The 12,438-nt window shown below is 70.1% G+C and carries 13 protein-coding genes and 3 pseudogenes; 7 read left to right on the forward strand and 9 right to left on the reverse strand.

Annotation, left to right across the window (positions count from 1 at the left end):
* The 3 genes from AB0I22_RS38975 to AB0I22_RS38985 all read left to right on the forward strand — a co-directional run.
* Positions 1-582, forward strand: a 582-nt coding sequence (locus tag AB0I22_RS38975) for a hypothetical protein (RefSeq protein WP_363135784.1), incomplete at its 5' end; no start/stop codon positions are given.
* Positions 583-664: 82 nt separating this feature from the next.
* Positions 665-943 (forward strand): hypothetical protein, encoded by a 279-nt coding sequence (locus tag AB0I22_RS38980; RefSeq protein ID WP_363135785.1) that lies wholly within the window; start codon positions 665-667, stop codon positions 941-943.
* A 125-nt stretch (positions 944-1,068) separates the two neighbouring features.
* Positions 1,069-1,215 (forward strand): hypothetical protein, encoded by a 147-nt coding sequence (locus AB0I22_RS38985; RefSeq protein WP_363135786.1) that lies wholly within the window; start codon positions 1,069-1,071, stop codon positions 1,213-1,215.
* A 41-nt stretch (positions 1,216-1,256) separates the two neighbouring features.
* On the opposite strand, the gene AB0I22_RS38990 is transcribed toward AB0I22_RS38985, so the two are convergent.
* Positions 1,257-1,391, reverse strand: coding sequence for a hypothetical protein (locus AB0I22_RS38990; protein ID WP_363135787.1), 135 nt, complete (start codon positions 1,389-1,391; stop codon positions 1,257-1,259).
* Positions 1,392-1,567: 176 nt separating this feature from the next.
* The gene (locus AB0I22_RS38995) at positions 1,568-2,161 is read right to left on the reverse strand and encodes a hypothetical protein (protein ID WP_363135788.1); all 594 of its coding nucleotides are present in this window, start codon (positions 2,159-2,161) and stop codon (positions 1,568-1,570) included.
* 105 nt (positions 2,162-2,266) lie between these two features.
* Here AB0I22_RS38995 and AB0I22_RS39000 point away from each other — a divergent pair, with 105 nt between their 5' ends.
* Complete coding sequence (locus AB0I22_RS39000; protein ID WP_363135789.1) at positions 2,267-2,470, forward strand: hypothetical protein; 204 nt, start codon at positions 2,267-2,269, stop codon at positions 2,468-2,470.
* Positions 2,471-2,834: 364 nt separating this feature from the next.
* Here the strand turns inward: AB0I22_RS39000 and AB0I22_RS39005 are convergent, their stop codons facing one another.
* Together AB0I22_RS39005 and AB0I22_RS39010 are read right to left on the reverse strand one after the other, a co-directional pair.
* The gene (locus AB0I22_RS39005) at positions 2,835-2,996 is read right to left on the reverse strand and encodes a hypothetical protein (RefSeq protein WP_363135790.1); all 162 of its coding nucleotides are present in this window, start codon (positions 2,994-2,996) and stop codon (positions 2,835-2,837) included.
* A gap of 100 nt (positions 2,997-3,096) precedes the next feature.
* Positions 3,097-3,534 (reverse strand): AraC family ligand binding domain-containing protein, encoded by a 438-nt coding sequence (locus AB0I22_RS39010; RefSeq protein WP_363135791.1) that lies wholly within the window; start codon positions 3,532-3,534, stop codon positions 3,097-3,099.
* On the opposite strand from AB0I22_RS39010, the gene AB0I22_RS39015 reads away from it, so the two are divergent.
* Positions 3,533-4,003, forward strand: a complete 471-nt coding sequence (locus AB0I22_RS39015) for a MarR family winged helix-turn-helix transcriptional regulator (protein WP_363135796.1) — start codon at positions 3,533-3,535, stop codon at positions 4,001-4,003. The two genes, AB0I22_RS39010 and AB0I22_RS39015, sit on opposite strands and share 2 nt — an antisense overlap.
* Positions 4,004-5,186: 1,183 nt before the next feature.
* Here AB0I22_RS39015 and AB0I22_RS39020 read toward each other — a convergent pair.
* A complete protein-coding gene (locus tag AB0I22_RS39020; protein WP_363135792.1) occupies positions 5,187-6,683 on the reverse strand; it encodes an AlkA N-terminal domain-containing protein in 1,497 nt (498 codons plus the stop codon).
* Between the two features lie 161 nt (positions 6,684-6,844).
* On the opposite strand from AB0I22_RS39020, the gene AB0I22_RS39025 reads away from it, so the two are divergent.
* Positions 6,845-8,278, forward strand: coding sequence for an MFS transporter (locus tag AB0I22_RS39025; protein WP_363135793.1), 1,434 nt, complete (start codon positions 6,845-6,847; stop codon positions 8,276-8,278).
* Between the two features lie 882 nt (positions 8,279-9,160).
* Here the strand turns inward: AB0I22_RS39025 and AB0I22_RS39030 are convergent.
* The 3 genes and pseudogenes from AB0I22_RS39030 to AB0I22_RS39040 form a co-directional block, all read right to left on the reverse strand.
* Positions 9,161-10,183 (reverse strand): annotated as a pseudogene (locus AB0I22_RS39030) (thiamine pyrophosphate-dependent enzyme); the annotation flags it as partial.
* Positions 10,180-10,614 (reverse strand): thiamine pyrophosphate-binding protein, encoded by a 435-nt coding sequence (locus AB0I22_RS39035; RefSeq protein ID WP_363135794.1) that lies wholly within the window; start codon positions 10,612-10,614, stop codon positions 10,180-10,182. The gene AB0I22_RS39035 and the pseudogene AB0I22_RS39030, both read right to left, overlap by 4 nt.
* Positions 10,615-10,760: 146 nt before the next feature.
* Positions 10,761-10,853: pseudogene (locus AB0I22_RS39040) on the reverse strand (alpha/beta hydrolase); the annotation flags it as partial.
* Positions 10,854-10,960: 107 nt separating this feature from the next.
* Between AB0I22_RS39040 and AB0I22_RS39045 the strand changes: the two are divergent.
* Positions 10,961-11,440 carry a CGNR zinc finger domain-containing protein gene (locus tag AB0I22_RS39045; RefSeq protein WP_363135795.1) on the forward strand — a complete coding sequence of 160 codons (480 nt, stop codon included), beginning with the start codon at positions 10,961-10,963 and terminating at the stop codon, positions 11,438-11,440.
* A 611-nt stretch (positions 11,441-12,051) separates the two neighbouring features.
* Here AB0I22_RS39045 and AB0I22_RS39050 read toward each other — a convergent pair.
* Positions 12,052-12,342, reverse strand: a pseudogene (locus AB0I22_RS39050) (zinc-binding dehydrogenase); the annotation flags it as partial.
* Positions 12,343-12,438 lie beyond the last annotated feature (96 nt).

A 12,438-nucleotide genomic window follows, 5' to 3' on the forward strand; every position in this document is an offset into this window, starting at 1 on the left:
ATGCGAATGCCATGGCGCCGACGGCAGGCCGGGCGCTCACGACGGCTCCTCGACCTCGCGGGTGTGGAGCCAGGATCGGCGAAGGACATCAACGGGCCGGACGTCTGCCGACAGGTTGCCTTGCGGACGGCCCACAGGGACTGCGGCGCGACCGCTGAGATTCTGGCGGTCGTCGAGGAACTGCTGGAGGACGAGGCCGAGTACGAGTTCGTTGTCACACTCCTGGAGAACCTCCAGAACGTCGTATCCCACGGCCTCGACGCGTTTCGGTCTCCCGACGAGATGCGCCTGCTGCTGGGCCCCCGAAGCACGATCTGCTGGGACACCCTGACCGGCTTCTGGGCCGCAGTAGCCGCCTGGAGGATTGCCACCGGTGCACCGCTGGAGTCTTCCGCCACGCTCCTCAGCGTCCAGAACGAGGACCTGCGCACGCTCCTGTGGACGGTGAACCGAACCCTCTCCACTGGCGAGAGACTCGGGATCGCTGACGCCGTGCGCTACGAGAAGGCCGCCGGGTCGCCCATCCCCGGATTCAGCCACATCGCGGTCGCCCTGCGCATCACCGGGCAAAGTAGCCTCTGAACCCCCAGCAGCGGAGGGGGCGAACAGGACTGTGCAGTTGCCCCCGCCACTGGCCCCGGGAGCCGCCCGGGACCTTCAGCGCATGCTCCGAGCCGAGATCGGGCCGGGTCTCAGCGAGCAGGAACTCGACGCCATCGAGGCGCGGTTCGGCTTCATGTTTTCAGCGGACCACAGGGTCTTCCTCGCCGCCGGGCTCCCGCTTGGGTCACGGCACTGGCCCGACTGGCGCAACGGCCACCCCGAGGACCTGGCCGGGCGGCTCGCTCAACCGGTCGAGGGCGTGCTCTTCGATACCGCCCCTGCGCCGAAAGTCCGCAGGAGGCAGTCGAGCATCTGCGGATGCTGGCGCTGGAGCGGCTGATCGGCCGCCGGCACTACCCGCACCAGTTGATCGATGCGGGGCTCGCGGCACTACTGGTGGCTCCAACTGATCGTGAACGGGAACCTGGCCCCCGGGGCCGGCGGCGACGTGATCACGTACGAAGGGTGGGGCGCACTGGCCCGGCCCCCTCGCTCCAGCCGCTGGTCGACATGGTCGATGCGTACAACGACTCGGAAACGGTCGAGCGCAAGCAGGCGATCGTCGCCGAGGCCCAACGGCTGCTCGCCGGCCCCCGGCCTCCGCTGGACTGATGGACGGGGATCGCCGGTCTGGGCGGTTGGTGGTCAGGCGATCATGTTGGGCCGGGGCGCCCCAGCCGCTCGTACTCCGCCGTCTCTTCGTCGAGGCGTTCCAGGGCGGCGGTGCGGCCGACGGCGTCCAGCGGCATGCCCGCGGTGCAGCTCGCGACGGCGCGGACACGGTCCAACGGCGCCGACAGGTCCTCCGAAGTGGGGGTGAGCGGCCATCTGCCGCGACGCACACAGCCGTCAGCGCCCAGGCGGACTGCCGTTCCTGCTCCGAGGGATGTTCGGCCGCTTTCAGGTCATTGGTGGATCGGTAGACGGTGACGGTGCTGTGTATTCAGGCGGCGGGGCCACAGAGTCAGCCCTTGGGAGGAGGGACGGCTTTGCGGAACAGCGCGGAGACCGCGGCGGCGAGTTGGTCGCGGTCGCGCATCAGATCCGCGACGTGCGCGCGGAGCAGCGCCCCTTCATCCCCGGTGAGGACTCCGCGGGCGGCGCTCGAGAGCAACTCGCGCAGGGCCTCACGGAACTCGTCGTCATCCGGTTCCGCCGGTAGCGACGAGCGAGCCGGACCAGCCGCCCGGAGCGTCTCCTCCGCGCGGTCCCGGGCACCGGTCAACACGCGGCGGACGGCCTTCTGGTCGCCGTTCAGGATGTGGCGGACCTCCCGGCGCACCCCCTCGTACCCGGCGGCGGCCTCGGAGGTGTCGATCTCCCAGGGGCCCTCTGCCGCCCAGGGGCGCAGGACCGCATCCAGGGCAGCCAGGCGCCGGTGAGGGCTCTCGTGTTCGGCGGCCGCCGTGGCGGCCAACCGCCGGGCTGTATCGATCGCGTCGATCGCTCCCACCTGGAACCGGTCGTTGACGTTGCGGTGCCGGGGGCGCAGAGCTTCGTCCAAAGCGGCGAGGCAGACCTCCGCGGTCAGTGGGGAACGAGGAGCGGCGGTCGTCATAGGAGCCTCACGTTGTCGGGAACTGCGGTCTCAGCCGGGCTACGGGAGCGTGGTCATGCCCACCAGTCGCCGGATGGCAGCCGCCGCTGCGGGTAGGCGGTGGGCATGGGATGGACTCGGTGGTGGTTGGCCAGCGTCGGGCTCGCTCTGACCTGGGGTCTCCTGGTGGCGCTGGTGCCGTTGTGGCTGGGGATCTCCTGGGGCGGTGGCGCGGTCAACCGCGGGGTACTGGCCGGGTGCCTCATGCTCGGTGTGACGGTCAGCACCGCGCTCTCGCGACGAGGCCGCCGCACCGGGCGCAGCGAGTAGGCCTTGTCCTCTGCCGTCTCTCCGTGCGACCGGGCGACGTCGAAGTCACCTCGGCCGGCTCGCCTTTCGGCAGTCCGGGCAGGCCCCGTCGGAGAAGGAATGCCGTAGCCGTGCTCGTCACCGCCAAGGTTTCACCGCGCAGGCACCCGAGACCCCCGTGTTGTTCGGATCAGGTCTGGTGCGCCGTGAGACGGCTGATGCGGTCGGGCCAGGTCAGGCCCTGACCTCGTCGGTATCCGGTTGGGCGGTACTGGCGATCTCCAGGAGCACGGTTGCATGGCAGTGACCGGTTTTGCCGGGCTCCGGTAGCGGGCACCAGCACAGTTCGCAACGTCGCACCTCGGCCGGGTGCGGACGGATCCGGTCACCGGCGGCGCCCCGTGCGCGGGGTGAGCCAGGTGGTGACCAGGGTGGCGGCCACGCCGATCGCCCGGTGGGCCGCCTGGTCTGTCGACCGCACCGAGTTGGTGATCCGCTGCTGCCCCGGCTGGTGAGTGCTGAGGATCTCGGCATGTCCTCGTTTCATGGGATGTCCTCTGCGCATCGGGAGCTGATGGACGGCCGTGGACGGCAGACCTCGGCATGTCGAACTTCGGTCCTCTGACTGGGCGGTCCAGTCGTTCTACCTAAACGGTCCAGGCCGGCACTGTCTTGCCGGTGCCGTCAGGAGCAGAAGCGCACGCGCCCGGGGTGGCAGCCACAATGGCGGCGAAGCCCGCCTCCGGGGCCGCGTACACGCGCCGCGGCGCTGCGGCGGGCATGACGACCGTGTCGCCCGGCACCACGATGAGCTTCTCACCCTTGAGCTCAACGGTCGCGCTGCCGTCCACTATCGTCCACACCTGCTCGGCATCGAATGTGTGGAGGGGCCCGTGGCGCCAGGTCGCATATCGACGCGCCACAGAGCCTGTCCAGCGCCCCCCAGTGTCGGCGAGGCAAGTGTGGTCAGGACGGCGTTGGGGGTCTCGGACCGGCGGCTCTCGGCATGGCGGATGACAGGCATCGCGGAATCCCTTAAACTCGACAACATGGTTGTCGAAATGGTGAACCTGGTTGTCGATCATGTCAAGTGACTCCCCTGGCTTTGAGCTGCCGCTGAGGCTGTTCCTTGCCTTCCGCGTTCTCATCGACGACCTCCACGACGAGCTCGCACGCCAAGGACACCCCGACGTCCGGCCGATGCACGGCTACGTCTTCCAGGCAATCGGCCCGGACGGCACAACCGCCGCGGATCTTGGCCGCCGGCTTGGAGTCTCCAAACAGGCAGCCGGCAAGACGGTCGACACGCTTGAGCGCCTTGGCTACGTAGAACGCGGCACGGATCCGCGCGACGCACGGCGCAAGATCGTACAACTCACCGATCGCGGCACAGACTGCCTGGCTTTGTCGGCACGCATCTTCGACCGCCTCCGGGCCGGTTGGGCTCAGACCCTTGGCGAAGAACGCCTCCGCGCGCTGGAAGTCGACCTGCGGAGTGTGATACCGGCAGGGCCATTCCTGCTCGACGTGCCCGGATGGTTCGGCAATTCGTAGCCGCGGGCCGACACGCGCCGCCACCACGGGAGCCGCCCCCGGCGACGCCGGCGCGGCCAGCGGGATCGTCAGCACCTGCCGGCAGATGGGCTCCGCGTTTGGCCTTCGTCCTGTTCAACACCATCGCCGCCCTCTCCAGCCGCAGCCTCCACGGCAGCCACCCGCCGTCCCGCAGGCAGTCGTGCACGGCTGCAACGTGGCTGCCGGCTGGTCGGCAGCAGTCCTGGTCGGCCGCGCACAGGTCGGTGCACTGCTCATCAACGCCCCCAAAGCCATCGAGGCGGCGGTGGCTGTGGAGGTCTGAGCGGGAGTCGTTTCGCGGTGTGTCGGGGAGTCGCCGAGTGCGTCTCGGCTTGTTCAATCGCGATGACTTTTGATGTCACTCGCCGTTGTCGGTCCCGCGCTTATCCGTGGGCGAATGTCGACAGGGCGGGCCTGCCGATACAGCCTTTTCCGGGCCCCGGTTGTTTGGTGTACGGGTGGCCCTTTTGTCCCTGGTGTGGGGTGGCACGGTGCGGGCCGGTGGGCCCGGCACACCGCACTCCACCCAGGCCGCCCCTTCCGGGGTGCGTGATCTGGGGATCACCGGGCCCGGACCCGCCCGCGGTGACATACGCCAGATCTCTCGGCTGTTCACCATCGGCCGTTGCCGGCCGGGCCGGTGCTCCGGGGCTGCCCGCCCGATACCCGCACCCCGGTATCGAGGGCGGGGAGCCGCCCTCTTCTCGCCCAGGCCGTTCCAGGCCGCCGGGATGGTCCTCACCTGCAGGAGTCCCTGTGCGTACCGACACCACACCAGCGAACAGAACCCGGCCACAGCGCAGCCATGCCCTACGCCGCCTCGCGGCCCTGCTCGGCGGGCTGCTGCTCGCCCTGTCCGGGACGCTGGCCATCGCCCCGTCCGCCTTCGCGGGCCCCGACGCCGTCGACATCGTGCTGTTCGGACCGGTCGATTCAGCCGATCCGGTGCGGGCCAGCACCAGCTACACCCCCGCACCCTCAGGTTGTGCCACGACCGTGGCGACAACCCCGGCGGACCGCAGAGTGCCGCCCAGACCTCGACCGCGAACTGCCGATGGGGCCGCCCAGCGGCAGAAGCACGCCTCGAAACCCCACCGCAAGCACCCGACCGACATCGGAACAAACCGACATCACGAACTCGCAGTGAACGCGACTCCCGCACTCATCGTGAAACGGCTCCCCAACACACATCCATAACCAGACGGTTTTGGCGGTCGGCAGAGGCCCACAGATACTGCACGGCATACGCGCGCCAGGGCTCCCAGGCGCGAGCGTGCGCGCTCAGGCCGACCGTCGTGTCGGGCAGCCCCATGACGCGGGCCCCGCGAAGGACCCTGACGTCGGTGGGAGCGAAGGCATTCGGGTCACCGAGGGCTCGCATGGCGATCGTCTCCACCGTCCAGGGGTCGAGCCCGGGGAGTGCGGCAAGCGCGGCGCGGGCCCGGCGCCAGTCGCTGCCCACCCCTACGTCGATGCCACCGCCGGCCAACATGGTGACCAACGAGGTGAGGGCGGTGCGACGGGCGCGCGGCAGGGGCAGTTCCTCGGGTCCGAGGTCGGTCAGCGCCACCGGGTCGGGGAACAGACGAGTCAGTTCTCCGACCGAGTCGATGATGGGCTCGCCGTGCCTGGCGACGAGCCGCGCGGTGTGAGCGCGGGAGGCCGCGGCGGAGACCCGTTGCCCCAGGACCGCGCGCACCGCGAACTCGGCCGGATCAACGGTACGGGGCACACGTCGCCCCGGGTGCTTGTCGACAGCCTCGGTCAGCCATGGGTCGCGGCGTAGCAAATCGCCGATGGCGACCGGGTCGGCGTCCAGATCGAGCAGTCGGCGACACCGGCTGATCGCGCTCGACAGGTCCCGCATGTCAGTGAGGACCAACTGCGCGCCGATGTGGTCGGGCAGCGGGCGCAGGGACACGATGCCGTGTCCATGGGGGAGCCGCAACGTACGCCGGTAAGCCCCCGCTCGCCACTCCTCCACCCCGGACACCGCCATCGCCGCGAGCGGGCCGAAGAGGCTGTCCGGATACAGCGGCGCCCGGAACGGCAGCCGCAGCGACACCGTGCCGTGCGTCGCCTGCGGCCGGGCTCGTGCGGCCCGCTGCCGCAGCTCGGTGGGGGTCAGTGCGAAGACCTGCCGTACGGTCTGGTTGAACGTCCGCAGGCTGGCGAACCCGGCGGCGTGCGCCACCTCGATCATCGACAGCGTGCTGGTCTCGATGAGCAGCCTGGCGGTCTGCGCGCGCTGGGCGCGTGCCAGCGCCAGTGGCCCCGCACCCAGCTCGGCGAAGAGCTGGCGCTCCAGCTGACGGACGCTGTAACCCACCGCGGCGGCCAGGCTCGGCACGCCGCCGCGGTCGACCAGCCCGTCGCCGATCAGCCGCATCGCCCGGGCCACCAGGTCCTCTCGGTGGTCCCACTCGGGGGAGCCGGGACTGGCGTCCGGCCGACATCGTTTGCACGCCCGGTAGCCCGCCTGCTGGGCCGCGGCCGCGCTCGGGTAGAAACGCATGTTCTCGACCTTCGGCGGCACACCCGCCGGGCAACTCGGCCGGCAGTAGATCCTCGTGGTGGCGACCGCGACGAAAAGCCAGCCGTCGAAGCGGGGGTCCCTGGACTGCGCCGCCCTTACACACTGATCCACGTCGTCAAACACGGTGCAAGTCTTGCCCGTCGGGCCGGTGCACGCTCGCCAGAAAACGACACCAACCTACGGTGCTGTCGCAAACCGGCGGGACCCCCTGTACGGCAGGGTGCTGAACTGGCCGTCAGCGGTGGCGCGCAGCCACTGAACGACGGGGAAGAAGGACCACCAACGTGCCGAGCACCGAGAAACCGGACGCGGAGTCGCTCAAGGAGGGGCCGCCACTCCTCGACGCACCCCGAGCCACCCGCACGGGATTACTGCTTGCTGTCGTGTGCGCAGTGCAGTTCCTGGACGCGATGGACATCGCCAGCATGGGCCCGGCCCTGCCCGTGATCCAGCACGACCTCGGCATGTCCGCCGGGGCGCTCCAGCGGGTGGTCAGCGCCTACTCGCTGGCTTTCGGAGGGTTCCTGCTGCTGGGGGGACGGCTGGCCGACCTGTTCGGCCGTAAGAAGCTGCTGCTGGGCTGGTTGGCCGTGTTCGTGATCGCCAGCATTACCGGCGGGCTCACCGACAACGGAACCGTTCTGGTCATCGCGCGCCTCCTCAAGGGCGTGAGCGCCGGCTTTACGGCCCCGGTCGCCTTGGCGATCCTGCTCGACGTCTTCCGAGGCGAACACGAGCGCAACCGCGCGCTCGGCGTGTTCCTCGCCATCGCCTCCGCCGGCTACTCCCTCGGCCTGGTCTTCGGCGGGCTGCTGGCGGACATCAACTGGCGGCTCGTCCTCTTCCTGCCCGCCCTGACGGGCCTCCTCGTCATCGCCCTCGCCGTCGCCACCGTCCCCGCCGACCGCCCCCGCCAGGGCGAGCGCGGCCGGGTGGACGTCCTGGGCGCTGTGGCCGTGACCGGCGGCGTGGTGGCCCTGGCATACGGGGTCAGCCACGCCTCCACCGATGGGTGGACCACCCCGGTGACGATCACCACCCTCGCCGCGGCGATCGTCCTGCTGGTGCTGTTCGTCCTGATCGAGCGGGCGCACAAGGCGCCGCTGGTGCCTCTTGTGATCTTCACGCGGCCGCAGCTGTCCCGCGCGAACATCTGCATGCTCTTCTTCGGCGCCTACGTCGGGTTCCAGTTCGTCCTGACCCTCTACTACCAGAACACGCTCGGCTGGTCGCCGCTCCAGGCGGGCCTGGCCTTCCTCCTCGGCGGCGTGCTCACCGCTACCGCCGCACGCGGCGGCGCCGCCACGGTCACGCGGTACGGTGCTTGGCCGGTGGCCACCGCAGGGCTGCTGCTGCTCACCGTCGGCTACCTCGGCTGGGCCCTGCTGATCGGCCACCTCAGCCCCATCCTGCTGCTGCTCGCCCAGCAGCTCCTCGGCGGCATCGGCTTCGCCGGCGCGTACCCCGCCCTGAGCATCGCCGCCGTCGGACAAGCAGGCGAGAGCGAACAGGGCCTGGCATCAGGCCTGTTCAACACCAGCTCCCAAATCGGCGCCGGCCTGGTGATCGCCATCACCGCCAGCGCCCTCACTCTCACCGGGGGTTCCGGACTGGACAGTTACCGCGCCGGGCTGTGGACCCTCACCATCATCAACGCACTCGTCACCATCACCGCCGCCATGGGCATCGCCCGCTACCGGCGGCACCCCACTCCCTGACGCGATCCGCGGACATGCGACGCGAGCGCCGATTCCGGGCCCAGTGAGTGACCGACCCGCAGAAACGGGTCCGCCCGGTCGCGGCGCCTCACCCCGAGCCGGCTCTGGCCAGGTATCCACCCAACCCCGTCCTGGCCAGAGCCTTCCTCCACGCATGCTATTGGGGGCGGCGGGGCAGCGCGCGCACACCTGCGCGATTCGCCACAGTCTTCCGGCGCGGTCCGCGCACACGGTCAGGATCATCGGGCCCCGCATCGCATCGCTCCCGGCGGCCGCGCCCCGTCGCGGCGCCCGGCCTCGGGATCGGAGGCGCGGAAGGCCGGGGACAAGCGGCTGCATGTCCCGGTCGCGGAGGCCGCCGCCGGGCCGACCTGCGCGGCCGGCGGCCTGGTGGCGCGGGCCGCGGGTACCGCGTCGGTGGCCGGCACGGCCGGGCTGCGGCTTCGGCGGCGTACGCCTCCCGCTCGGGGAATTCGAGGTGCCCGCCGTCCCTGGGGTCTCTGGCGACCGCGACGGACAGGCGGTGTGCCGGGTGGCGTGCGCACCGCGGGTGGCCGGTCGTTCAGGGGGCCGGTGTACTGGCTGGCCGGCGGGAGCCGGCGCGGCCTGGGTACGGCGGCGTGGAGGGCATACGACCGGCTCCGCGACCTGGACCCGCCCAGCGGCGGGCATCTGCGCGAGTGCGCGAGGTCCTCCGCTACGAGCACGAGCAACAGGTGCATCGGCGGGCTGGTCCGCTTCAGGTCGGCTGGAGGATCGCTTCGATGAGGTGGGGGCCGGGTGTGGCCAGCGCGGTGGTGAACTGTTGGGCCAGTTCGTTGTGCTCGTTGCCCGTGCGGCGGGGATGCCCATGCCGGTGGCCACAGCGGTGAAGTCGATGTCGGGCTGGCTGAGGTTGAAGAGGGCGTTGGCGGACGGACCTGCCTGGCTGCCGCCGACGCGGTCCAGTTCGGCGCGGAGGACGGCGTAGGAGCGGTTGTTGAGTATGACGGTGGTCACGTTGAGCTTCTCGCAGGCCTGGGTCCACAGGCCGGAGATGGTGTAGAGGCTGCTGCCGTCGGCTTGCAGGCAGACGACGGGCCGTTCGGGACATGCGATGGCCGCGCCGGCAGCCACGGGGATGCCCTGCCCGATGGCGAGGCCGGTCGGGCCGAGTACGTCGTGCGGTGCGGAGTTGGCGGTCGCTGGGACAAGGGTGTTCATCCCCTCGGTTATGGACTCGTCGACGATGATCGCTTCCCGTGGAAGCAGGGCGCCGATGACGTGTGCCCAGTTCTCTGTGCGCAGCGGCTCGTTCCCGTGGGGAGTCGGAGCGTCTTGGGCCGGCAGCACTGTGTGGGTGTCCGGTGCGACGGTGTCTGCCAGTTCGGTCAGCGCGTTGACGACATCGGAGCCCGCGTCGGGGACGAAGTGGTGCACGGTCGTTCCCGGTGGGGTGAGGATGCCCGGACGGCCCCGGGTAGGCGAACGACGCCACTGGTTCGCGTACTCCGACCAGGATGAGGTGTTCTGTTCTATGCCTGCCAGTTGCTGGTCGACGGCTTCGGCCCGGTAGCCCAGGGGCTGGATCGCCGGTACGCCCGCGCCGCGCCGCAACCGTGCAGGGCAGGTGGGGCACAAGGCGGCGGTTCCGGTGGCTTTCTGTATCCGGGCGGCGGCTTGTAGGCCGCGCTCGCTCAGCCCGGCGCCGTCGATCAGCAGCGCGACGGGCTCGGGTCCGGCGACCAGTGCCGCTGTGGTTTCCACGTCGGCGCGGGTCACGGACCGCAGCGGCGGTTCCGCAAGGCGCGGCGCGGGCGGGGTCCTCTCTTCCCAGGACAGGTCGGCCGCCATGATGAGTGTCGAGATCGCGCCGGAGGTGCCGGTGCGTGACCTGTCCGGGGCATCGGGCACCCCGGCGCTCATCGCCGCCGCCACGGCGCCGCGGTGTCGGGACCGATATCCACCGAGGCCTTGGGCCGACGCACCCAACTGGAGACGGTCGCGGCGTCGATGTCGGATTCCAGAGGCGAGTCGAGCTCCTTGTGCGAGCGGGCGTGGTCGCCGACGACGTTGACCACGGGGGTGTGCGCTCGGCGGGCGTTGTGGATGTTCGCCAGACCGTTGGCCGGGCCGGGGCCGAGGCGGAGGAGGGGCGCGGCCGGCCGACCGGTCATGCGGGCGTAGCCGTCGGCGGCCCCGGTCGCCACCGCTTCGAACAGGCACAGCACACCGCGCATGGCCGGGTGGTGGTCGAGCGCCGCGACGAACTGCATCTCGGACGTGCCGGGATTGGCGAAGCAGACGTCCACGTCGTTGTTGAGCAGGGTGCGCAGGACAGTCTCGGCACCGTTCATAGAAGCTGATCGCCTTTCGCTGATCTTTTGAGCTGTGGTGTTCTCGCGGTGGGAGGCCTGCCGCACACCGCCGGCGGCCGGGCGCGGTGGCTCACCGTTTCCGGCCCCGGCCATGCCTATCCGGGCACCCGCCCGGGGAAGCCGTGTTTGCGGAACATGAACGAGCTGGTCGGGTAACCATGCGGCAGGACGATCACGGGGGCGTCGACGATGGCGGTCCGGTGGTGCACCGAGCGCATGCCTAACTTCTTTGCGCGTCTGATCCGGTTAGCCCGTTCGTCATGCAAGTATGAGGTGATCTAACCTGTCAAATGATTCGGTACGGTTAGAAGGGGAGTGGCATCCGATGGCCGCGCTACTGGACCTGCTCAACAGCAGGCCACTGGTCAACGGCGAGGAACAGGACGCTCTCGACGACCCGGCCGAAGGCAGGCGCTGGGCGCAGGAGCACGGCGGTGACGGCAGCCTCGCGGAATTCGCGCTGCTGCGCGAGACGCGGGACGTCCTGCAGGGCATCGTATGCGGAGAAAGCTCTGCCGCCCCGTTGGGCCCGCTGCTCGAAGGGGCCTACCAGACCCCGGAGATCACTTCGGACGGCCTTCGGTGGGCGGTCAAGGCTCCACCGCACGCCCGGCTGGCCGTTGAGACGGTCCTCGCCTGGGCCGCCACCGAGAAGCAGTTGCCCGGCCGACTCCGCCCCTGCGCCAACAGCGAGTGCCGGCTGTTCCTGCTCGACCGCAGCCGCGCCAACCGCGCCCGCTGGTGTTCGATGGCTGTCTGCGGCAACCGCGAAAAAGCACGTCGCCACTATGTACGCACCCGCTGACCTGTCCCGGGCCCGGCGGGAACGGAACGAGAAGTCCGTCGTGCTGCCAGATCTTTTGACAGCCTCCGGACCCCTTGACGGCCTCTGGCCGAGGAGCTACTGGCCCTTCACCCGCGATCGGCTGCAGCACGTCCTTTCCGGCGGGCGTCCCAACGATGGCCGGGATGCCCAGCAACCGGATGGGATGACGTGGGGCGGCCCTCGGCCCCTTCGGAGGGATACCGGCGGCGCGGTGACGGGTCGAGCAGCGCGGGCGCGGTGTCGTTCTGCCGTGTGCGGCGAGGTCGACCTAACGAGGCGCGCTTCCAAGGGCTGACCGACTCGTAGGACAGTTCCCGGCGCAGCGCGGGAAGCGGTAGCGCGAAAGAGGGGGCAGCGCGCGCGAGCCGGTGTGACTGCATGAAGCGGCATCAAAGGCCGTGCGGGACGGGTTCCGCGCCGCTGGGTGATCGAGCGGAGTTTCACCTGACTGGGACGCTGCCGACGACTCTTGAAGGACTACGGATACCTCGCCGCCGGACAGGAGAACGCGATCTGCCTGGCCACCAGCATGCTCCTCCTCCACCGCGTGAGAACCCCACCCTGACCGGGACTTCTCCGACACCCTCCAGTCAGTGGGTGAGCATGATCTTCCCCTTGGCGTGGCCGGTCTCGCTCAAGCGATGAGCTTCGGCGGCGTTCTCCAGGGTGAAGGCGCCCGCGATGGGCACGGTGAAGTGGCCCTGTTCGGCGAGGGCCGCGGCCGTGGTGAGTCCTTCGAGGGCCTGCGGGTCCGCGCCGGGACCCGCCGAACGGGTCAGGTGAACTCCGTACTCGGCGGCCGTGGCGTCGACGGTGGTCACTACCTGGTCCGGGCTTCCGGCGAGGTCCACCAGGTCGGGCAGCGAGCCGGACCCGACGCAGTGAGAGACCGCCATCGTGGTCTTTGCTGGTCAGTGGGGCTGGTGTGATGTTCAGGTGGGGTGCTCGTGCTGATCGGGAGCGTGATCGTTGACGCG

This window comes from Streptomyces sp. NPDC050610 (genome assembly GCF_040654875.1).
In the GTDB taxonomy this organism is placed as follows: Bacteria; Actinomycetota; Actinomycetes; order Streptomycetales; family Streptomycetaceae; genus Streptomyces.